We start from the raw sequence: 20,425 nt of genomic DNA, 5'->3' as shown, positions 1-20,425 counted from the left end.
GACCAACACGCCCACCTGCGACGGGAGTTCGCCGGATCTTGACCATTCGCGATCTTCCAGTGATCGCTTCGGCGTCCGAGTTGCCAGGTTTCCCGTCAGATGCCGTGCTTCTTCAGGATCGCTTCGATGTCGCTGAAGTCCTCCGACTGCGTCTGCCCCTCCTTGGTCGACTTGGCCGGCTTGGCTGCCTTGCCTGCCCCGGCCTGAGGCTGCTTCGGCTCCGCCGCCCCCGTGAGGCCCGCACCGAGCGACGGCGCGGACGCCTGCGGGGCGACCGCTTCGCGCCGAGCGGCCCGCGCCGCCCTGCGCTCCTGGCGGGTGCCACCGGTGCGGCGCTCCACCGCCCTGGTCGTCATGAAGAGCAGCCAGGAGAGGCCGAGCACGCCGAAGCCCACCCAGACCCCCGGTTTGAACGCGATGCCGGAAACCCACTCGACGACGCCGGTCATCACCAGGCCGACCGGCACGAGCGAATAGGCGGCGATGCGTGCCGCGGCCAGAAATCGCCTGCGGTACGCGGTGATCGCGGCGATGCCCAGACCGGCCGCGGACGCCGCGGAACAGATCGTCTCTGCCAGCATCCGGTCCTCCAGTGCCAGGGTGTACGGGGTACGTTCCCCTCCATCCTGCACCGGACGAGGCCACCCCGGCCACGCCCCCGTACGACCTCAGGGACATATCCGGGGCGCCCTCCTCCCCAGGTCCCGGTTGGGGCGCGGCGTACCGGGCTGGAAGACTGGACCCATGACCGACTCCTCCCCCGCCTCGCCCGCCCGCCCCGTCGTCCTCGACATCTGGTGCGAGCTCCAGTGCCCCGACTGCCGCTCCGCGCTGGACGACGTGCGCGCCCTGCGTGAGCGCTACGGCGACCGTCTCGACGTACGCCTGCGCCACTTCCCCCTCGAGAAGCACAAGCACGCCTACGCCGCCGCGCAGGCCGCCGAGGAGGCTGTCGACCAGGGCAAGGGCTGGCCGTACGTGGAGGCGGTCCTCGCCCGTACCGAGGAGCTGGCGGCGAAGGGCGAGCCCGTCCTGCTGGAGGTCGCGGCCGAACTGGGGCTGGACGCCGAGGAGTTCGACACAGCGCTGATCGACGGCAGGCACCTCCTGATCGTCGACGCCGACCAGGCCGAGGGCAAGGCGATCGGCGTGACCGGCACGCCGACGTACGTCATCGACGGCGAGCGGCTGGACGGCGGCAAGAGCCAGGAAGGGCTGCGCGAGCGCATCGAGGAGATCGTCGACCGGCTGCTCGCCTGACACGCGCGGCCGCCCTCACAGCAGCTGCTTGTAGAGGTGGTACGACACCGGCTCGTAGCCGAGTGATTCGTACAGCCGTAGGGCCGGCGTGTTGTCCGCGAAGACGTTGAGGCCTATGCGCTCGGTCCCGGCCGCGAGCGCTTCGCGCTCTGCGAGCAGCAGCAGCGCGCGCCCGAGCCCCTGACCGCGGTACTCCTCGGCGATCTCGACGTCGAAGACGTATGCACCGCTCTGGCCGGGGTGCGGGTGCCGCAGCGCCAGCCAGAGCGTGCCCACCACCTTGTCGTCCCGGACAAGGGCGCCCAGGTAGGTGTCCGGGGTGGCGACTCCGTCGGCGAGAGCGGCCGCGTGGTCGGCGTCGCACTTGGCCCGCGCCGCCTCCTCGGAGAGTCCGCGCTCGGTCAGGGACCGGGCGTAGCCGACCTTGGTGTGGGCGAGCCAGGTCTCGAATTCGCTCTCGCTCATCGGCCTGCCCACGACCCCTTCGGGCAGTGCGGGAGGCCGCGCGGGCAGGGGTTTGATCATGTTGCGGCCGCGTTCGGTGTAGCCGAGCGCGGCCGCCATGCGCTGCGCGGCCGCCGCCTCGGCCGGGACGGAGATCTCCACGCGGCCGCAGCCCCAGCCGCGCAGCACCTCCTCGGCCGCGAGCGCGGCGACCGTCGCTCTCCCGCGGCGCCGGTCGGCCTCGTCGATGAGCAGTCCGGCGACACGGCCGACGGCGGCCCCGAAGCGGGGATCCGTGGACAGCTCGACGGCACCGACCGGGCGGCTGTTCACGCACACTTCGTACGTACGCGACTTCGCGCCGTCGGCGCCTTGGTGAAGCGGCGCTGTGGGCCGCAGAGTTGTGGTCATCAGGGGAGTTGTACCCGCCGCACGGCCACCCGTCATCCAAAATTTCCGGCGTTTTACGGGTCCAGGTCCGACGCCGCCCGCTCGTCGAAGACGCGCATGGCCTTGGCGGTCACGGGGCCCGGCGCACCCGGCAGTTGGCGCCCGTCGACCCGGTGCACCGCCTGCACGTCGCGCAGCGTGGAGGTCAGGAAGACCTCGTCGGCCCGCTCCAGCACGTCCAGCGGCAGGTCGGCCTCTTCGGCGCCGGTCCATTCGACGGCCAGGGCGCGCGTGATCCCGGCGAGGCAGCCGGAGGAGACGGGCGGGGTGAGCAGCCGCCCGCCGAGTACGACGAAGACGTTCGACCCCGTGCCCTCGCAGAGCTGCCCGACGGTGTTCGCGAACAGTGCCTCGGAGGCGCCCTGTTCGCGCGCGCGGGCCAGTGCGACGACATTCTCGGCGTACGACGTGGTCTTGAGCCCGGTGAGGGCGCCGCGCTCGTTCCGCGTCCAGGGGACGGTGATCACGGCGGTGCTGTCGGGGCGCCGGTCGGCCTCCCCGAGGGCGACGATCAGGGTGGGGCCGGTGTCCCCGCGCTCGGAGCCGAGCGGCGAGAGGCCTCCGGTGTAGGTGATCCGCAGCCGGCCGAGTGCCGTGGGAAGGGGGTTGGCGTCCAGGACGGCGGCGCAGGCTCGGCGTACCTCGTCGAGGTCGGGCTCGGGCAGACCGAGACCGCGCGCCGAGCGGGCCAGCCGGTCCAGGTGCCGGGTGAGGGCGAAGGTCCGTCCCGCGGTCGCCTTCACCGTCTCGAAGATTCCGTCGCCCACGGTCAGACCGTGATCGAGTACGGACACCCTGGCGGTCGCCGCATCCTGCAGCCCGCCGTCGACCCAAAGTTTCATGACGCGGTCCTTCCCATCTCCCGGTACGTGCCCGACGCTACCGCGAGCAGCCGGGAGGCCTTCAGTTCGGTCTCTTCCCATTCGCGCTCGGGGTCGGAGCCCCAGGTGATGCCCGCGCCCGTACCGAACCTGAGAACCGGGCCGCCGGGGAGGGTGCGGTCGATCCAGAAGGTCCGTATCCCGACGGCCAGCTCGCCGGTGCCTCGGTCGGCGTCGACCCAGCCGATGCCGCCGCAGTACGGGCCGCGCGGTGCGGTCTCCAGCGCCTCGATGATCGTGAGGGCGCTCGACTTGGGGGCGCCCGTCACTGAGCCGGGCGGGAACGTCGCGGCGAGCAGCTCGGCCCAGCCGGCGTCGGGTGCGAGCTCGGCGCGCACGGTGGACACGAGGTGGACGAGGCCCGGGTGCGGCTCGATGACGCACAGCTCCGGAACGGTCACGGAGCCGGGGACGGCGACCCGCCCCAGGTCGTTGCGGACCAGGTCCACGATCATCACGTTCTCGGCGTGGTCCTTCTCCAGGAGGTCCCCGGCGGTCCGCCCGGTGCCCTTGATCGGCCCCGACTCGACGGTTCGCCCGTCGCGTCGGAGATAGAGCTCGGGTGACGCGGTGGCTATCTCCACGCCGTGCGCGGGGAGCCGGATCGTTCCTGCGTACGGCGCCGGGTTGCCCTGGGCGAGGAGGGCGGTGAGCGCGTCGACGTCGGCGCGTGCGCCGGCGCGGTCGGGCAGCGACGCGGCCAGGACGCGGCAGAGGTTGGCCTGGTAGACCTCGCCGGCCGCGATGTGCTCACGGATGCGGCGTACGCCCGCTGTGTACGCGGCGCGGTCCATCGACGACGTCCAGTCACCGGCGGCGGGGCCGTGCCAGGCGCCGGGCACGGGAGCGGGGACCGGCTCGGGGCGTACGTCGCCGAAGCGGGCGCAGACGAGACGGCCCTCGAAGTCCGCGGTGACGGCCCAGAAGCCGGCGGAGTCGAGTGCGGCTGGATCGCTGGTCACATCGCGCAGATCAGAGGCGACAAGGCCGCCGAAGCGGGCCAAAGAGGGAAGGTCGTGCACGGCCCCGAGTCTAGAGCGGACGGCGATGACCTGCGCCGGGGCGGACGCACCGCAGCACGCTGCACAAACGCGTTTTTGTACTGGCCCCGGAATCCGCTAGAGTTCAACACGTCGCCGGGACATGGAAACGCCCCGGGTAAGACAAGCGGACGTGGCTCAGTTGGTAGAGCATCACCTTGCCAAGGTGAGGGTCGCGAGTTCGAATCTCGTCGTCCGCTCGGTGTGGGGGATCTTCCCGACCCCCTGTCATTCACTCCTGGTGGAGTGGCCGAGAGGCGAGGCAACGGCCTGCAAAGCCGTCTACACGGGTTCAAATCCCGTCTCCACCTCCAAGGACGATTAGCTCAGCGGGAGAGCGCTTCCCTGACACGGAAGAGGTCACTGGTTCAATCCCAGTATCGTCCACTGGATCCCGGCTGTACTTTGACCGGGTGTCCGTCCCGCGCGATTAGCTCAGCGGGAGAGCGCTTCCCTGACACGGAAGAGGTCACTGGTTCAATCCCAGTATCGCGCACGCAGTTCGCAGTACCGCATGATCAACTGAACACCCCCGCGCGATTAGCTCAGCGGGAGAGCGCTTCCCTGACACGGAAGAGGTCACTGGTTCAATCCCAGTATCGCGCACCACCCGCAAGCAGCCCCGGCCGTGATCCACGGCCGGGGCTGCTTTGTGTTCATGGTCAGGACGAGAAGAGCATCCGGCCGAAGCCCTTCTGTCGGTGGCCGCCGTGGTGACCACCGTGGTGACCGTGCTGCGGGGCGCCCCAGGCGGGTGCGGGAGCGGCGGGGTAGGGCTGCTGCGGGGCCGGGGGCGGAGGCGGGGCCTGCTGGGTCCATTGCGACTCCAGGCGGGTCAGCGACTCCAGCTCGCCGTAGTCGAGAAAGATCCCGCGGCAACCACTGCACTGCTCGATCTGGACACCATTGCGGTTGTACGTGTGCATGGGTGCATGGCACTTGGGGCACTGCATGGTCGGGTCAACTCCTCGCCGTCGGTTCGGCATCGCCGGAATGCATGCCCGGCGACGGTCCGTTCACCCTACGACGTGGCTTCGGACTCCAACTCGGCCGGTAGGGCCGCGATTCGGGCGCAGGCCTCGATCATCATCTCCTCCACCTCGTCCAGCGGCCGGTTCTCGGCGGCGGACTTGGCCAGGGCGAGGGCGGCGGTCTGGACGGTCAGCGCGCGGGCGGGTACGTCGAGTTGGGGCCAGGGATCGCCGCCGTCCGGGCACACGGCCGTACCGTCTGCGGCCCGGTACGTGCCGAGGAAGCGGTCCCAGATGTCCGGTGCGAGAAGGCCGGCGGCATACCAGGCGGCGGGGCGGGCCAGGTCCCAGGCGGGGTCGCCGATGCCCATGTCGTCCACGTCGATCAGCAGCCAGTGGCCTTCGGCGGCGGCGTTGGGTGGGTGGCGGACGAGTTGGCCGAGGTGGAGGTCGCCGTGGCAGAGGGCCGCGCGGTCGTGGGGCGACGGGGCTTCGTTCCGGGCCCACGCGGGGAGGCGGGTCCAGGCCCGGAGCACGGCGGAGGTGGCGGGGTGGGGTTCTGCCGCCTTCATACGAGCGATGGCGAGGGCGGCCTTCGCGGGGCCGCGCATGGGCGGGAGCGGTGCGGGAAGTTGGAGCGCGCCGGGGGCGACTGCGTGCAGCCGGGCGAGGAGTTTCGCGGCGTCCTCCCAGGGGGCGGCGTCGGGGTCCTCGGGGTCGACGGGGCTTCCGTACGGCCACAGGGTGAGGGGCCGGCCGTGCAGCACGGTGACGCGGGCGTCCCCTTTTTCGGCCGGCACGGGCAGGGGTGGCAGGAGGATTCCGGTGAGGAGTGGGTGTGCGGCGGTGGCGACACGTGCGGTGAGGGCGGCGCGGTCCGTGTCGGGGGCGTGGGACTTGGCGACGACGTCGTGGTGGCGTACGACCGTGCCGTCCGGCCTGTCGGCCAGGATGTGGGGGTGGGCGCAGGGGCAGGGTGTGGGTGTTGCGTTGCGCGGAGGGCGGGGTGTGATGTCGTGCGCCGCCTCGCTCAGCGCTTGCGCTACGGATACGGTCACAGTCCCCCCAGGGCATGCGGTGCGGTCGGTGCCGCCCGGGAGCCTACGCGCTGCGCTGGGCTTCTTCCCCACCCCGCCCCTTCCCGAACTGGGGGCGAGCCCCCAGCCCCAGACCACAGCCCCCAGACCACACAGACGCCCTCTGGGCATGTCCTCAAACGCCGGACGGGCTGGATTTTGCCGCCCCGGGACGGGAAAAGGCGTTGCCCGGACAGCTCCCCAGCTGTCCGGGCAAACGCAGTCGTCCGCCGCACCCCCGTCCCCACCGGGTATTGAAATGGCCGGATGTCCTGGACCGGTCCGCTCTACCGGGCCGTGGGCGCCGCTCAGCGCCCGAGCATCACGCCCACGGACGACGCCTGTGTGACCACTGCTTCCCAGCCTCCGAAGAGGACGACGAGCAGCGCCGCGAGGGGAAGAGCCATGGCCGTCGCCACCAGGGGGTGACGCGTGCCTGACGGACGGTCGCCGAACGAGGCGAATGCCCTGCGTCCCTGCGTACGGATCATCGTTCGTGATGCCGTGTCCGCCATGGCCCTCTCCTTTCGTTGTTGGCAGCGGCGGGTGTCTGACCTCGGGGGACGAGTGCTCCACCCGCCGCTTGACCTCAACATTAGGGGCCGCTCAGGACCGGGTCGTCATGCCCGCGTACTGATTGCCGGGCCTCCCGGAGGATGAGCGACAGCCCTGCGGCGTACTCCCCAGGGTGGAGAGAGCGCCCTACGTCTTGGGGTCTTCCCGGAGGGGACGCCGCCTCGTCGCGCCTTCGGAGCGTTCGGAGTGTTCGGAGTGTTCGGAGGCGTCCTCCCTGGGGACCGGCTGTTCGACCAGGGCGAGCACCCTGGTCGCCATGAAGCGCGCGGTGCGCACCACAGAGCCGCTGCGGGTGACTTCGCTCACTTCCACCACTCCCCTGCGGACCGCCGTTTCCACCCGTCGGCCTGCCCGGGAGGCCACCACCTCGTACGTACGGGTCGTGTCTCCCGCGTCGACCACTATCTCCACGCGATCGCCCTTCATTGATCCAATCCCCCTTCTGCGACGGACCATTGAGATCTCGCACGGGCCGGGGGCGACGGATCGGCCGCCCCCTGACCACTCTTCAAGTTTCCCACCCGGCACTGACAATCGATCGATTCGCGAGGGCGCGGCCTATGAGCACACCGGGCCGCAGGTACGTAAGCTGTGCGACGTCGGACGGACCGGTCAGCAGCGGGGTGGGGGAGGCCTCACCAGAGGTAGGGGACGGACATGGCGATGATGCGGCTCCGGCGCGAGGACCCGCGTGTCGTCGGCTCGTTCAGGCTTCACCGGCGGCTCGGGGCGGGCGGCATGGGAGTCGTCTATCTGGGCTCCGACCGGCGCGGCCAGCGCGTCGCCCTGAAGGTGATCCGGCCGGACCTGGCCGAGGATCAGGAGTTCAGGTCGCGATTCGCGCGCGAGGTGTCCGCCGCGCGGCGGATCCGCGGCGGGTGTACGGCGCGGCTGGTGGCGGCCGATCTGGAGGCGGACCGGCCGTGGTTCGCGACGCAGTACGTTCCGGGACCGTCGCTGCACGACAAGGTGGTCGACGAGGGGCCGCTGGTCGCCTCGGAGGTGGCCTCGATCGGGGCGGCGCTGTCCGAGGGGCTGGTGGCTGTGCACGAGGCGGGTGTTGTCCACCGCGATCTGAAGCCGTCCAACATCCTGCTGTCGCCCAAGGGGCCGCGGATCATCGACTTCGGCATCGCCTGGGCGACCGGTGCGAGCACCCTCACCCATGTCGGTACGGCGGTCGGCTCCCCCGGTTTCCTCGCGCCCGAGCAGGTGCGCGGGGCGGCGGTCACGCCGGCCACGGACGTGTTCGCGCTGGGGGCCACGCTGGCGTACGCGGCGACCGCCGACTCCCCCTTCGGGCAGGGCAGTTCCGAGGTCATGCTGTACCGCGTGGTGCATGAGGAGCCGCAGTTGTACGGCGTACCCGACGCGCTCGCGCCGCTCGTGCGGGCCTGCCTCGCCAAGGATCCGGAGGAGCGGCCCAGCACGCTTCAGCTCTCCATGCGGCTCAAGGAGATCGCGGCCCGTGAGGCCCAGGGTGTCAGCGAGGCCAGGCCGTCCGCTCCCCGTGCCGATCACGACCGGCCCACCGGTCGGCTCGCGGAGCGGTACGTCGAGCGCTACGCCGAGCAGTACGTCGAACAGGACACAGAGCGGGGGCGCGCGGCGGGCACTCCCACGCCGCGCGCGCAGGCCCCGCGCGCATCGGCCCCACGGGCGGGTTCACGCCCCCCGGCCGCGCGCAACACGACACGTTCCGGCGGCCGTACGAACGGCCGTCCCGCGACGAGACCGGGGACCAGGACGACATCAACCGGGCGGCGTCCGGCGAACCCGAGGCTGCTGCGGCAGCGCCTCGTCGTCTTCGTCGTCGTGACGCTCCTGGTGGCGCTGGGGATCGCGGCGGCGCAGGGGTGTCAGGGCCCGGCCAGGAGTCTCGGCGTATCGCTAGAGGTGGAGGCGCGGCCGGGGACGGAGGGCCCGGGGGCCCTCTGAGCCACAGCCGCTTCGGGGTCAGGTGGACCGTACCCGCGTCGCGTAGAAGGCGACGGCAGAGGCGGCAGCCACGTTGAGTGAGTCGACTCCGGCGCCCATCGGGATGCGGACGTGCTCGTCAGCCGCCATCAGTGCCTCGGGGGTGAGCCCGTCCCCTTCGGTGCCGAAGATGAGGGCCAGCCTCTCGTGCCGCCGCTCGACGAGCTCGTCGAGGGTGATCGACTGCTCGCTCAGGCAGAACGCGGCAGTCGTGAACCCCGCGGACCGCAGGAGCTCGACGTCCTTCGGCCAGGACTCCAGCCGGGTCCACGGGACCTGGAAGACGGCTCCCATCGAGACCTTCACCGACCTCCTGTAGAGGGGGTCGGCACAGCGCGGGCTGAGCAGGATCGCGTCGATCCCGAGGGCTGCCGCGTTGCGGAAGGCGGCCCCGAGGTTGGCGTGATCGACGATGTCTTCGAAGACGGCGACGCGGCTGCTTGTGCCGAGCAGGTCCTCGGCGGTCGGGAGCGGCTTGCGCTGCATCGAAGCGAGGGCACCGCGGTGGACGTGGTAACCGGTGACGCGTTCGGCGAGGTCCGGGCTCACGGCGTACACCGGGGCCGGGACCTCGTCGATCACGTCGCGCATGACGTCCAGCCACTTGGCGGAAAGCAGCATCGACCGCATCTCGTAACCGGCGTGCCTGGCCCGCCTGATGACCTTCTCGCCCTCGGCGATGAAGAGGCCCTCGGCAGGTTCGCGCTTGCGGCGGAGTTCGACGTCGGTCAGGCCCGCGTAGTCGCTCAGACGCGGGTCGTCGGGGTCGTCGGGGTCGTCGATGGTGATGAGATCGGCCACAGGGTGATACTGCCTTGTCGTGGGTGCGGTGCCAATGGGTGGGCGGCTGGGGCGGGTTAACCTGGGGTTACGGTTGGCTCCCGCTTGCCTTGGTTACTTCGGTTACTTCGCTTGGTTCGGGCCTACGGTGACCACCTCGCCGATGACGATGACCGCCGGCGGGCGTACGTCCTCGGTCCTGGCCTTCTCGGCGACGGTCGCGAGCGTCGCGTCCACGCGGCGCTGGGCCGCCATCGTGCCCTCCTGGATGATCGCCACGGGCGTCTCGGGCGAGCGGCCGTACGCCGTCAGGGCTTCGGCGATCGCGCCGATCCGCTCGACGGCCATGAGGAGTACGAGCGTGCCGCGCAGGCCCGCGACCGCCTTCCAGTCGACGAGGGAGCGCGAGTCCTCGGGTGCGACGTGGCCGCTGATCACCGTGAACTCGTGCGCCACTCCCCGGTGGGTCACGGGGATTCCGGCCGCGCCCGGGACGCTGATGGAGCTGGAGATGCCGGGGACCACGGTGCACGGGATGCCGGCCTCGGCGAGGGCTTGCGCCTCTTCCATGCCCCGGCCGAAGACGAACGGGTCGCCGCCCTTGAGACGTACGACCGCCTTGCCTGCTTTTGCGTGCTCGATGAGCGCGTTGTTGATGGCCTCCTGGGCCATGAAGCGGCCGTACGGGATCTTCGCGGCGTCGATCACCTCGACGTGCGGCGGGAGTTCGTCGAGGAGGTCGCGCGGGCCGAGGCGGTCTGCGATAACGACGTCCGCCTCGGCGAGGAGGCGGCGGCCGCGGACCGTGATCAGGTCCGGGTCGCCGGGGCCGCCGCCGACGAGGGCGACGCCGGGGGTGCGGGTGCGGTGGTGCGGGGCGACGAGGGTGCCGTCGCGCAGGCCCTCGACAATGGCGTCGCGTACGGCGGCGGTGCGGCGGGGGTCCGGGCCTCCGCTGGTGAGGACGGCCACGGTCACGCCCTCGGAGCGGCCGGTGGCGGGGGTCCAGGCGGTGGCGGCCTCCGCGTCGTCGGAGCGGACGCACCAGGTGCGGGTGCGTTCTGCTTCGGCGGAGGCGGCGGTGTTGGCGGCGGTGTCGCTGGACGCGACCAGGGCGTACCAGGCTTCTGCCAGGTCCCCTTCTGCGTATGGGCGGCGCTCCCAGCGGATCTCGCCTGCTACTGCCATCGCTTCCACGGAGGGCGTGGCGGTCGGCGATACGAGGACGATGTCGGCGCCGGTCGCGATGAGTGCGGGGAGTCGTCGCTGGGCGACCTGGCCGCCGCCGATGACGACTACGCGCCGGCCGGCGAGGCGGAGTCCGACGGGGTAGGCAGGGTGGGGGTCGCTTGCGGCGGCATTCGACGCGGTCATGGCGTGCGGCTCCTCGGGGCGGGGAGGTGGGTGCGGCGGCTCGGGGCCTTGCGCCGCTGCGACGGTGAAGCGGCTGGTGGGGGCGGGGGCGGGCCCCAGCGAATACCTTACGGGCCGGGAGCGAAGAGGTCACCGGCGGCCAGGAGCGGTGGTGGGGGCGGAGCCTGACCACTCCCGGCCCGTGCGGCGCTTGCAAACCGGCGTCCAGGGCCGTCTCCCCCGGCCACATCCAGTCGTGGCCGGCGTTTGAGGACCAGGGTCTGGGCTGGCCCACGTCTCCACCCCTCGCCACATCCACCCCGCACAGCGCGAGTGGCCCGGCTTCTCGGGCTGGCCCACGTCTCCTCCCCTGGCCGCTTTCAGCCCGCCCGGCGTTTGAGCACCGGGTCTGGGCTGGCCCACGTCTCCACCCCCGCCACATCCACCCCGCGCGGCGCGAGAGACCCGGCTTCTCGGGCTGGCCCACGTCTCCTCCCCTGGCCGCTTTCAGCCCGCCCGGCGTTTGAGGACCGGGGTCTGGGGCCGGCCCCAGTTACGGGAAGGGGCGGGGTGGGGGAAAAATGCTCCGCCCGGGGCGCCTTCACTCTGCCACCCCCCAGGGGGTCGGTGCCGCGTCGGGGCGTCTCCTCGGGTGCCGAACGTTCGGGCACTGGATTTTGTATTCGGGCGCGTTGCGTTCGACACCCTGCGGGAAGCCCCGACACGTCCCCTCCTGGCACCGTGGAGGTGTTGGGGCAGCCCTGCTTGCCCCCCAGCCCGTGGCTCGCCCGGAGAGGTGCCTTGCCCCGGGCAGCGCCGTGCCCCTCACGCGGGAGCGCGAGGGGCACGGCGAGGCACAGGTGGGGCCTACTTTTCGGTTACTCCGGCGGAGTCGAACGTAGCCACCTCGTGCATCGCCCTGGCCGCGCTCTGAACCACCGGCAGTGCCAGCAGCGCGCCCGTGCCCTCGCCAAGGCGGAGGTCCAGGTCGACCAGAGGGCGCAGGCCCAGCTTGTTGAGGGCGGCCACATGGCCCGGTTCCGCGCTGCGGTGGCCCGCGATGCAGGCCGCGAGCGCCTCGGGGGCGATCGCCCGGGCTACCAGCGCCGCCGCTCCCGTGCTCACGCCGTCCAGAATGACGGGAGTACGCAGGGACGCCCCGCCGAGCAGGAAGCCGACCAGTGCCGCGTGCTCCAGGCCGCCGACCGCCGCCAGGACGCCGATCGGGTCCGCCGGGTCCGGCTGGTGGAGTTCCAGGGCGCGGCGTACGACGTCGACCTTGCGGGCGTGCATCTCATCGTTGATGCCCGTACCCCGGCCGGTGATCTCGGCCGGGTCCTGGCCTGTGTAGACGGCGATCAGAGCGGCCGAGACAGTGGTGTTGGCGATGCCCATCTCACCGGTGATCAGCGCCTTGTTGCCCGCCGCCACCAAATCGCGCGCCGTTTCGATGCCGACCTCGATCGCGGCGAGCACGTCCTCGTGGGTGAGGGCCGGACCTGTGGTGAAGTCGGCCGTGCCCGGGCGCACCTTGCGGGGCAACAGGCCCGGAGTGGAGGGCAGTTCGCCCGCCACGCCGACGTCGACCACGCAGACCTCCGCGCCTACCTGGCTCGCGAACGCGTTGCAGACCGCACCGCCGCCGAGGATGTTCGCGACCATCTGGGAGGTCACTTCCTGGGGCCAGGCCGTGACGCCCTGGGCGTGCACGCCGTGGTCGCCCGCGAAGATCGCGACCGCCGCCGGCTCCGGGATGGGGGGCGGGCACATCCGGGAGAGGCCGCTGAGCTGGGCCGAGATGATTTCGAGCATCCCGAGCGCGCCTGCCGGCTTCGTCATGCGCTTCTGGCGTTCCCACGCCTCGCCGAGCGCCTTGGCGTCGAGGGGGCGGATGTTGGAGACGGTCTCCTGGAGGAGGTCGTGCGGCTCCTCGCCGGGCAGGGCGCGGCGCCCGTACGTCTCCTCGTGGACCACCCAGGAGAGGGGGCGGCGCTTCGACCAGCCCGCCTGCATCAGCTCGGGTTCTTCCGGAAACTCGTCGACGTAGCCGACGCAGAGGTACGCGACTACTTCGAGGTGCTCCGGCAGTCCCAGGGCGCGGACCATCTCCCGCTCGTCGAAGAAGCTGACCCAGCCGACGCCGAGTCCTTCGGCGCGGGCCGCGAGCCAGAGGTTCTCGACCGCGAGGGCGGAGGAGTACGGCGCCATCTGCGGCTGCGTGTGACGGCCGAGGGTGTGGCGGCCGCCGCGGGTCGGGTCGGCGGTGACGACGATGTTCACCGGGGTGTCGAGGATGGCCTCGATCTTCAGTTCCTTGAACTGCTTCGCCCGGCCCTTGGGCAGCGACTTGGCGTACGCGTCGCGCTGGCGGACGGCGAGTTCGTGCATCGTCCGGCGGGTCTCGGCTGAGCGGATGACCACGAAGTCCCAGGGCTGGGAGTGGCCGACGCTCGGCGCGGTGTGCGCGGCTTCGAGGACACGCAGGAGGACGTCGTGCGGGATGGGGTCGCTGCGGAAACCGTTGCGGATGTCGCGGCGCTCGCGCATCACGCGCAGGACCGCTTCGCGCTCGGCGTCGTCGTAGCCCGGGGCGCGGGCGGTTTCGGTTTCGCGGTCAGCGACCACCGGCTGGGGTTCAGGCTCGGGGTCGGGAGCCGCTTCTGGCTGGGGGGGCTCGGCGGCTGCCGATGGCTCAGCCTCCGGGGCCTGCTGCACCGGGAGTTCCGCCGCACCGTCGCGCGGGCTGGGAACGGTGACGGAGACGGGGGCGGCGGTTGCGGTCACGGGCTCGGCCAGCTGCTCCGGGAGAGGGGCCGGCTCGGGAGCGGGCTCTGGCTCCGGGTCCGGGGCGGGCTCCGGCTCTATGACTACGGCGGCCGGTTCGGTCACGGGCTCTTCCGGGGCCGCCACCGCTACGGGCTCCGGTTCCGGCGCCGGAGTCTCGGCGGGTTCCGGAAGGAGTACCGGCATGGGGGCGGGCGCGGGTGCGGCCTCCGCCTCCGCCGCTTCGGGTTCGGGCGCTTCGGCGGCAACTGTCACCGGTTCCGGCAGCGGCTCGGGCGCGGGCTCCGGCACGGCGGCCGGCTCTTCTGCCGGCGCCGGGACCAGGTGCGGCGCGGTCGGGATCGAGCCCTCGACCGAGACGAACTGGCCGACGGGCTGTGGCTCCTGAGGCGGCAGCGGCGTCTGGTGCTGCTCGGGCTCAGGCTGGGGCTGGGGCTGGGGCTGGGGCTGGGGCTCAGGGTGTTGCGGTTCGGACTGCTCCGGCGCGACCGGCTCGACTGCAGCCACCGGCTCCGGCTGCGGCTCGGCGGCCACCAGCTCCGGCTCAGCCGCCACGCTCACGGTCTCCTCCGCAACCGGCGCAGGCGCCGGAGCGGGCTCAACCGCGGGCTCCGGGGCAGCCTGGGGCTGCGGTTCCGGAGTTACAGCCTCCGGAACGACCGTTTCTGCAGGGGTCTCCTGAGGAGCCTGAGACTCCTGAGGCTGAGGCCACGGCATGGCAGCCTGTGACGGAATCGCGCCGAGCTGCGGCCCGGGCAGCGCAGCCACCTCGTCGCTCGGAATGTCCAGGTACTCAGGACCAGTGACCGCCGGTCCCGGCTGCCGTACGGGCACCGGATTCTGCGGCGGCATCGCCACCCCGCCGCCGGCACCACCAGCGGGCCCACGGTCGGCCAGCGAGCGTACGACACCGCCTGTCGCCTCCGGCATCGGCGGGCCGAGGTGCAGCGGGCGGCGTGCCGGGGCCGGCGTCTGGGCAGCGGCGGGCGCCGGCTGCGGAGTGCGTACGACCGTGAGGTCCAAGGAACCGGAATCGCGGCCACCGGCCTCGTGCGCGCCGGGTTCACCCATCTCAGCCTGCGGCAGCGGCTGGGCCGGCTCCGGGACAGGGGCCGGCTGCGGCTCGGGAGCCTCTGCCACCTGGTGTGCCGACTGCATCTGCGGCATCGCCTGCGGCACCTCGGGAGCCTGCAGCGCGTGCTGCGGCTGTGGCTGCGCCTGCGGCATTTCATTTATCTGCTGCTGGGCCTGCGGCGCCGGCACGACCTGCGGGTCGCTCCACGCGCCCTGCGCGCCCGGCATCAGCAGCAGGTCGTCGTCCTCGGCTGCGCTCTCGGAGGGTTCGAGGAAGGTGTACGCGCCCGGAGCTGAGATACCCGGCTGCGCCACCATGCCTGCGTCCTCCGGCAGTCCCTCGCCCGGGACCCGGCCGGTGTCAGTCATGCGTACCCCTCGCCCATCGCTTGTGCTCCTTCGGCCCTTCGCACGGGACGCCCGCTCGCGGCACGTTCGGCACCCGTCAAAACAACAACGAGCGTCCCCGTCACGCGGCACGAAAGCCCCGCGGACACCATGCATTCTCGCGGCCGTTCGCCGCCAGGGCAGGAAGTCCCGCCACGGCCCGCTGTGGGCTGCGCCACGTTGCGCGCCCCCCGGCTGCGCCGTACCACATAGAGCTCCAAAACGGGCCCCTTTTCCGGACATTGACGAACGAAGCGCCGAACGGCCAGCTGCGGTACAACGATCGGCCAGCCTACCCCGCGCGCGCAGCGGCATGGTCACGGGGCGCAATCCAGTGCGCACGCTCACACCGGGCGCACCACGGCTCACCGAGACGCTTCGCGCCGCTCCTGTACGCCGGAGAGCAGGAAGACCACCGAGCGGTCGCGCTCCGACCAGGCCCCGGTGTCGAGTTCGACGGACTGGAGCAGCGCGCATTCGACGGTGTAGCCGCCCTCGGCCAGCGCCCGGCCGATCGCCTCCGCCTCGTCGCGCGTAGACGCGTGCGTCACGATCCGCTCGGGCCTGCGGTCGGCGCACGCGGAGACGACGGGCACTCCCCCGCCCCCGATGCGTACGACATCGGGTTCGGGCAGGTCCTCCAGAATGTACGGCGCCCGCCCGTGCACGACATGGAGCTGTACGCCGAAACGCCGCGCGGCGGCCGCCGTACGGTCGCACGCGTCCGGGTCGGCGTCGACAGCGATGACCGCCGCGCCGAACCTCGCCGCCTCGACGGCGAGCGCCCCGCTGCCCGAGCCGATGTCCCAGACAAGATCGCCCGTACGCGGTCCCAGGCGGGCCAGCTGGGCGGCGCGCAGGCCTGCGGACTCGCCCTCCCCGAACGCGTGCCCCGGCCCCTGAGGTCGCTCGCTCTGCCCGTCGCCGTACTCCCGCGCGGGCAGCGCCCAGCCCCGTACGGCGGGCGGATAGCCGGGATCGCGGCCGCCGATCCAGCCGCCGCCCGGACCGCCCGGGCCGGCGACGGGAGCGGGAGAAGCGGGTCCGGCGCTGCCTCCGATGACTATGACGACATTGGGGTCGCGCCAGGCGTGGTCGGCAGCCTTGTCGGAAGTGAGGACGGTGACCTGCTCGCGGGCCGTGCCCAGCTCCTCGCAGATGACGAAGGTGCGGTGGACTCCTTCGAGGAGCAGCGCGAGTTCGGCGGGCCCGGCGCCCGGGGAGGTGAGCACAGCGACCTTGGTGTGCGCCCGGCACACATTGACGGCGCGGCGCAGCGTGCGGCGGTGGGCGACGACGATCTGGGCGTCGTCCCAGGGCATCCCGGCGCGGGCGAAGGCTGTGGCCACCGATGAGACGGCGGGCACCACTTCGACCTCCAGGCCGTGCTGGGGCGCCCGGAGCGTCCGTACGACGCCGAAGAAGCCGGGGTCTCCGTCGGCGAGGACCACGGCGGTGCCCCGGTGCCCCGCGATGCGGCGGGCGGCCAGGTCGACGCTGCCGAGGCGGATGCGCTCGGCGCCCGGCGGCACTTCGGGGAGCGCCAGGTGGTGTGCGGCGCCCGCGACGAGCGTCGCGGCCGCGAGGGCGGACCTGGCCGCAGCGGTGAGCGGCGAACCGTCCCAGCCGATCACCGTGACCCGGTCGGCCATCCTGTCAGTCTCCTGGAGTCGTCGCTGGTTGGTGCGGTGGTCAGTACGGTAGTCGCGGCGGCCTGAGGCGTGCGGCGCGGGCAGGGGGTGACAGTACCTGGTACAGACCAGGGCGGCCCCGGGCGGGCGGTCAGTTCCAGTCGTTGTACGAGCCGTAGCCGCCGGCGTCGGCCATCCGGTCGGCGACGCCTTCGAGATCCTCGGGCAGCAGGCTCCATACGATCAAGTCGGTGCGGATGTCGGTCCAGCCGCCGTCGGTGCCGTTCTCGGTCCGCGTACGCGCTATCCAGGCGTTGCGCAGGACGCCCTCGCTGATACAGCCGATCTTCTGCGCGACCTGCTGGGAGGCGGTGTTGTCTGCGGCGGTGCGCAGTTCCAGGCGCTCGAACCGCAGGTCGCGGAAGATCCACTGGGCGACGGCGAGCACCGCCTCGGTGGCGTAGCCCTCGCCGCGCGCCCACGGGGCCGTCACGTAGGCGACCTCGGTGGCACGGGTGCGCCAGTCGGTGTGCTGGAGGTGGACGGTCCCGACGAGCCGCTGGGTGAGGAATTCGGTGACGGCGAGCGCGATTCCACGGCCCTGGGTGCGTTCCGCAGGAGCGATCCTGCGGACCCAGCGCTCGGCGTCGAGCGTCGTGTACGGGTGGGGAGCCGACGTCCAGGCGGTGACCATCTCGTCGTTCATCATCTCGGTGAGCGCCGGGATGTCCGATTCGTCGAAGGGTCGCAGCACCAGCCGGTCCGTGCTGATGGAGATGTCCGGGAAGGTGGTAGTCATGCTCAGCTCCATGCCGTGGACCGTCGTAAAGGACGTAAAGGCTAAAGGCACAGCATGCAGCATCATCCCCGCCGTGCGCATGGTCGGGTGGCGGCGCCGCAGGCACGCGAAGGCCCCGCGCAGCCGGCGGTGGCTGGCGGGGCCCTGGCTCACAAGGACCGTACGGGCGTCAGGACTTGACGGCGCCGAAGGCCGGCACGATCGAGCCGGCGTACTTGTCCTCTATGAACTTCTTGACCTCGTCGGAGTTGAGGAGCTTGGCGAGCTTCTGCACGCGCGCGTCCGTCTCGTTGCCCTTCTTGACCGCGAGGAAGTTGGCGTACGGGTTGCCTTCGGCCTTCTCGATCGCCAGCGAGTCCTTGGCGGGCTCGAGGTCGGCCTCGATGGCGTAGTTGCCGTTGATGACCGCCGCGTCGACGTCGTTCAGGGCGCGGGGCAGCGTGGCCGCCTCCAGCTCCTTGAACTCAAGGCCCTTCTTGTCCTTGATGTCGGTCAGCTTGGCGTCCTGGCCCGCGCCGTCCTTCAGCGTGATGAGGCCGTTGTCCGCGAGCAGCTTGAGCGCGCGGCCCTCGTTGGTGGTGTCGTTGGGCACCGCCACCGTCTGGCCGGGCTTGATGTCCTTGATGTCCTTGGCCTTCTTGGAGAAGAGGGCCAGCGGCTCGAGGTGGACATTGGCGACGGGCACGATGGTCGTGCCCTTCTTCTTGTTGAAGTCGTCGAGGTACGGCTTGTGCTGGAAGAAGTTGGCGTCGACCTCGCCGCTCTGGGTGGCGGTGTTCGGCAGGACGTAGTCCGTGAACTCCTTCACCTCAATCTTCAGGCCGGCCTTGGCCGCCAGGTTGTCCTTGACGTAGTTGAGTATGTCGGCGTGCGGCGTCGGGGACGCGGCGACGACGAGCGCCTTGGACGCGTCGGCCTTGCCGCCGGACTCGGTCTTGGCGCCCGGGTCGGAGGCGGTGCCGCAGGCGGTGAGGCCGAGGGCGAGGGCGGCGGAGGCGGCGGCAGCTGCGGTGATCTTGATGTTCTTACGCACGAAAAGTGCCTCTTTCTGGTGTTGCGGTGGTGGTCGCCCGGACAAGGAGTGCGGGCTTCTTGGGGAGAGAAAGTCTTAGGAGGCGGTACGTCCGCGACGCGCCAGGAGCCGGATCGCGCCGTCGCCGATGAGCTGCACAACGGTCACGATCGCGATCAGGACGACCACGGTGACCAGCATGAACTCGGTCTCGAAGCGCTGGTATCCGTACGTGACGGCCTTGCTGCCGAGGCCTTCGCCGCCGACCGCGCCCGCCATCGCCGAGTAGCCGACGAGCACGATGACGGTGGTGGTGACGGCGGAGATCAGAGACGGCAGGGACTGCGGCAGCAGCGCCTTGAAGACGACGGTCGGTACGCCGCCGCCCATCGCCTGTACCGCCTCCACCAGGCCGTGGTCGACCTCTCGGATCGCGGTCTCGACGAGCCGGGCGAAGAAGGGGATGGCGCCGATGGCGAGCGGCACGATCATCGCGCTGGGGCCGATGAACGTACCGACGACCAGCGTCGTGAAGGGAATGAGCGCGATCAGCAGGATGATGAACGGCAGCGAGCGGCCGATGTTCACGATCACGCCGATGACCTTGTTGACCGCCACGTTCTGGAGCAGTCCGCCCTTGTCCGTGAGGACGAGCAGGATGCCGAGCGGCAGACCGCCGATGACCGAGACCACGGTGGACCACAGCACCATGTAGAGGGTGTCGATGGTGCCCTGCGTCAGCAGCGGCTGCATCTCCGACCAGTTCACTTGGCACCTTCCTTGACCAGCAGGGGGGTCTCCACGGGGGTCTCTGCAAGCACGTCCTCGTCGACGACTTCGACCTGGAGCCCCTGCTCGCGCAGGAAGCCGACCGGGACGACGTTCTCCTCGTACCGTCCGGGCAGCTCGATGCGCATCCGGCCGATCTGGTTGCCGCCGACGGTGTCCATCGCGGCGCCCAGAATCGAGATGTCGATGTTGTACGTACGGGAGAGCTGGGAGATCACCGGCTGCGTCGCGGCCTCACCGTGGAAAGTGACGTCGATGACAGTGCGGCCGGGGCCTGACGCCTGCCCGCCCACCGGGAAGAGTTCGTGCGCCAGCTCGGACCCCGGCGTCGCCAGCAGCTCGCTCACCGTGCCCGACTCGACGATCCGGCCCTTCTTCATCAGCGCCGCCGAGTCGCAGATCGTCTTGACGACGTCCATCTCGTGCGTGATGAGCAGGACGGTGAGGCCGAGCTGCTGGTTGAGGTCGCGAAGGAGCTGGAGGATCGAGCGGGTGGTCTCCGGGTCGAGCGCCGACGTGGCCTCGTCGGAGAGCAGCACCTTGGGGTCGCCGGCCAGGGCGCGGGCGATGCCGACGCGCTGCTTCTGGCCGCCGGAGAGCTGGGCCGGGTAGGCCTTGGCCTTGTCGGCGAGGCCGACGAGGTCGAGCAGTTCGAGCGCCTTGCGGGAGCGCGCCTGCCCGGATATGCCGAGGATTTCCAGCGGCAGCTCGACGTTGTCCTTCACGGTGCGCGAGGAGAGGAGGTTGAAGTGCTGGAAGACCATGCCGATGCGGCTGCGCGCCTCGCGCAGCTCCTTGCCGGCGCGGCGGCCCCGGCCGGCGAGTGCGGTGAGGTCCTGTCCGTCGACGGTGACCGTGCCGGCGGTGGGGCGCTCCAGCAGGTTGACGCAGCGGATGAGGGAGGACTTCCCGGCGCCGCTCTGGCCGATGACTCCGTACACCTCGCCCTCACGGACATGCAGGTCGACGCCGTCCAGGGCGGTGACTTCGCGGCCACGCGATGGGTAGACCTTGGTGAGGCCCGTAGTGGTGATCACAGGGTTTCCGTCACTGTCGAGTGCGCGGCGAAGTGTCCGCCGGGCACGGGGCATTCGTCTTGTGGACGTGGCACGGCTGGGTCGGTGGGTACCGGAGGCAACGC

Annotated in this window: 18 protein-coding genes and 5 tRNA genes; 7 read left to right on the top strand and 16 right to left on the bottom strand. The window is 71.3% G+C overall.

Annotated features, from left to right (window positions below):
• Positions 1 to 95: 95 nt before the first annotated feature.
• On the bottom strand, positions 96 to 581 hold the full coding sequence (locus J7E89_RS24985) for a hypothetical protein (protein ID WP_214976737.1): 486 nt from the start codon (positions 579 to 581) through the stop codon (positions 96 to 98).
• 163 nt (positions 582 to 744) lie between these two features.
• Here J7E89_RS24985 and J7E89_RS24980 point away from each other — a divergent pair, with 163 nt between their 5' ends.
• Complete coding sequence (locus J7E89_RS24980; RefSeq protein ID WP_214976623.1) at positions 745 to 1,260, top strand: DsbA family protein; 516 nt, start codon at positions 745 to 747, stop codon at positions 1,258 to 1,260.
• 15 nt (positions 1,261 to 1,275) lie between these two features.
• Here J7E89_RS24980 and J7E89_RS24975 read toward each other — a convergent pair whose 3' ends face one another.
• The 3 genes from J7E89_RS24975 to J7E89_RS24965 are packed head-to-tail and all read right to left on the bottom strand — an operon-like array spanning position 1,276 to position 4,057.
• Positions 1,276 to 2,115 carry a GNAT family N-acetyltransferase gene (locus J7E89_RS24975; RefSeq protein ID WP_214976622.1) on the bottom strand — a complete coding sequence of 280 codons (840 nt, stop codon included), beginning with the start codon at positions 2,113 to 2,115 and terminating at the stop codon, positions 1,276 to 1,278.
• Positions 2,116 to 2,168: 53 nt separating this feature from the next.
• Positions 2,169 to 2,996, bottom strand: coding sequence for an aminotransferase class IV (locus J7E89_RS24970; RefSeq protein WP_214976621.1), 828 nt, complete (start codon positions 2,994 to 2,996; stop codon positions 2,169 to 2,171).
• Positions 2,993 to 4,057, bottom strand: a complete 1,065-nt coding sequence (locus tag J7E89_RS24965) for a chorismate-binding protein (RefSeq protein ID WP_214976620.1) — start codon at positions 4,055 to 4,057, stop codon at positions 2,993 to 2,995. The genes J7E89_RS24970 and J7E89_RS24965 overlap by 4 nt, the downstream gene beginning before the upstream one ends.
• Positions 4,058 to 4,202: 145 nt before the next feature.
• On the opposite strand from J7E89_RS24965, the gene J7E89_RS24960 reads away from it, so the two are divergent.
• The 5 genes from J7E89_RS24960 (at position 4,203) to J7E89_RS24940 (ending at position 4,684) form a co-directional block, all read left to right on the top strand.
• A tRNA-Gly gene (locus tag J7E89_RS24960) sits at positions 4,203 to 4,275 on the top strand.
• 40 nt (positions 4,276 to 4,315) lie between these two features.
• Positions 4,316 to 4,389 (top strand) — tRNA-Cys (locus J7E89_RS24955).
• A 1-nt stretch (position 4,390) separates the two neighbouring features.
• A tRNA-Val gene (locus J7E89_RS24950) sits at positions 4,391 to 4,462 on the top strand.
• Between the two features lie 37 nt (positions 4,463 to 4,499).
• Positions 4,500 to 4,571 (top strand) — tRNA-Val (locus tag J7E89_RS24945).
• Positions 4,572 to 4,609: 38 nt separating this feature from the next.
• Positions 4,610 to 4,684 (top strand) — tRNA-Val (locus J7E89_RS24940).
• 53 nt (positions 4,685 to 4,737) lie between these two features.
• Here J7E89_RS24940 and J7E89_RS24935 read toward each other — a convergent pair.
• From J7E89_RS24935 to J7E89_RS24920, 4 genes are all read right to left on the bottom strand, one after another.
• The gene (locus J7E89_RS24935) at positions 4,738 to 5,028 is read right to left on the bottom strand and encodes a zf-TFIIB domain-containing protein (RefSeq protein ID WP_214976619.1); all 291 of its coding nucleotides are present in this window, start codon (positions 5,026 to 5,028) and stop codon (positions 4,738 to 4,740) included.
• 68 nt (positions 5,029 to 5,096) lie between these two features.
• Positions 5,097 to 6,104 carry an aminoglycoside phosphotransferase family protein gene (locus J7E89_RS24930; protein ID WP_374196878.1) on the bottom strand — a complete coding sequence of 336 codons (1,008 nt, stop codon included), beginning with the start codon at positions 6,102 to 6,104 and terminating at the stop codon, positions 5,097 to 5,099.
• A gap of 326 nt (positions 6,105 to 6,430) precedes the next feature.
• Positions 6,431 to 6,637, bottom strand: a complete 207-nt coding sequence (locus J7E89_RS24925) for a hypothetical protein (RefSeq protein WP_214976617.1) — start codon at positions 6,635 to 6,637, stop codon at positions 6,431 to 6,433.
• 187 nt (positions 6,638 to 6,824) lie between these two features.
• Complete coding sequence (locus J7E89_RS24920) at positions 6,825 to 7,124, bottom strand: hypothetical protein (protein ID WP_214976616.1); 300 nt, start codon at positions 7,122 to 7,124, stop codon at positions 6,825 to 6,827.
• A gap of 231 nt (positions 7,125 to 7,355) precedes the next feature.
• Here J7E89_RS24920 and J7E89_RS24915 point away from each other — a divergent pair, with 231 nt between their 5' ends.
• Positions 7,356 to 8,636, top strand: a complete 1,281-nt coding sequence (locus tag J7E89_RS24915) for a serine/threonine-protein kinase (RefSeq protein WP_214976615.1) — start codon at positions 7,356 to 7,358, stop codon at positions 8,634 to 8,636.
• A gap of 18 nt (positions 8,637 to 8,654) precedes the next feature.
• Here J7E89_RS24915 and J7E89_RS24910 read toward each other — a convergent pair whose 3' ends face one another.
• The 8 genes from J7E89_RS24910 to J7E89_RS24875 all read right to left on the bottom strand — a co-directional run bounded on the left by J7E89_RS24910 (position 8,655) and on the right by J7E89_RS24875 (position 20,321).
• Entirely contained in the window at positions 8,655 to 9,476 is an 822-nt protein-coding gene (locus tag J7E89_RS24910) for an RNA methyltransferase (protein ID WP_214976614.1), read from the bottom strand.
• A 102-nt stretch (positions 9,477 to 9,578) separates the two neighbouring features.
• Positions 9,579 to 10,829, bottom strand: a complete 1,251-nt coding sequence (cobA, locus tag J7E89_RS24905; RefSeq protein WP_214976613.1) for a uroporphyrinogen-III C-methyltransferase — start codon at positions 10,827 to 10,829, stop codon at positions 9,579 to 9,581.
• An 846-nt stretch (positions 10,830 to 11,675) separates the two neighbouring features.
• The gene (gene cobT / locus J7E89_RS24900) at positions 11,676 to 15,035 is read right to left on the bottom strand and encodes a nicotinate-nucleotide--dimethylbenzimidazole phosphoribosyltransferase (RefSeq protein ID WP_214976612.1); all 3,360 of its coding nucleotides are present in this window, start codon (positions 15,033 to 15,035) and stop codon (positions 11,676 to 11,678) included.
• Positions 15,036 to 15,418: 383 nt separating this feature from the next.
• Positions 15,419 to 16,705, bottom strand: coding sequence for a precorrin-6y C5,15-methyltransferase (decarboxylating) subunit CbiE (gene cbiE / locus J7E89_RS24895; protein ID WP_214976611.1), 1,287 nt, complete (start codon positions 16,703 to 16,705; stop codon positions 15,419 to 15,421).
• A gap of 130 nt (positions 16,706 to 16,835) precedes the next feature.
• Positions 16,836 to 17,483, bottom strand: coding sequence for a GNAT family N-acetyltransferase (locus tag J7E89_RS24890; RefSeq protein WP_251061020.1), 648 nt, complete (start codon positions 17,481 to 17,483; stop codon positions 16,836 to 16,838).
• A gap of 169 nt (positions 17,484 to 17,652) precedes the next feature.
• Positions 17,653 to 18,516, bottom strand: coding sequence for a MetQ/NlpA family ABC transporter substrate-binding protein (locus J7E89_RS24885; protein WP_214976610.1), 864 nt, complete (start codon positions 18,514 to 18,516; stop codon positions 17,653 to 17,655).
• Positions 18,517 to 18,591: 75 nt separating this feature from the next.
• Complete coding sequence (locus tag J7E89_RS24880) at positions 18,592 to 19,263, bottom strand: methionine ABC transporter permease (RefSeq protein ID WP_214976609.1); 672 nt, start codon at positions 19,261 to 19,263, stop codon at positions 18,592 to 18,594.
• Complete coding sequence (locus J7E89_RS24875; protein ID WP_214976608.1) at positions 19,260 to 20,321, bottom strand: methionine ABC transporter ATP-binding protein; 1,062 nt, start codon at positions 20,319 to 20,321, stop codon at positions 19,260 to 19,262. The genes J7E89_RS24880 and J7E89_RS24875 overlap by 4 nt, the downstream gene beginning before the upstream one ends.
• Positions 20,322 to 20,425 lie beyond the last annotated feature (104 nt).

Origin of the sequence: Streptomyces sp. ISL-100, assembly GCF_018614615.1 — a bacterium.
Lineage (GTDB): Bacteria > Actinomycetota > Actinomycetes > Streptomycetales > Streptomycetaceae > Streptomyces.
Note: the sequence above shows the minus strand (reverse complement) of the source record. Positions and strands in the feature narration are given on the sequence as shown.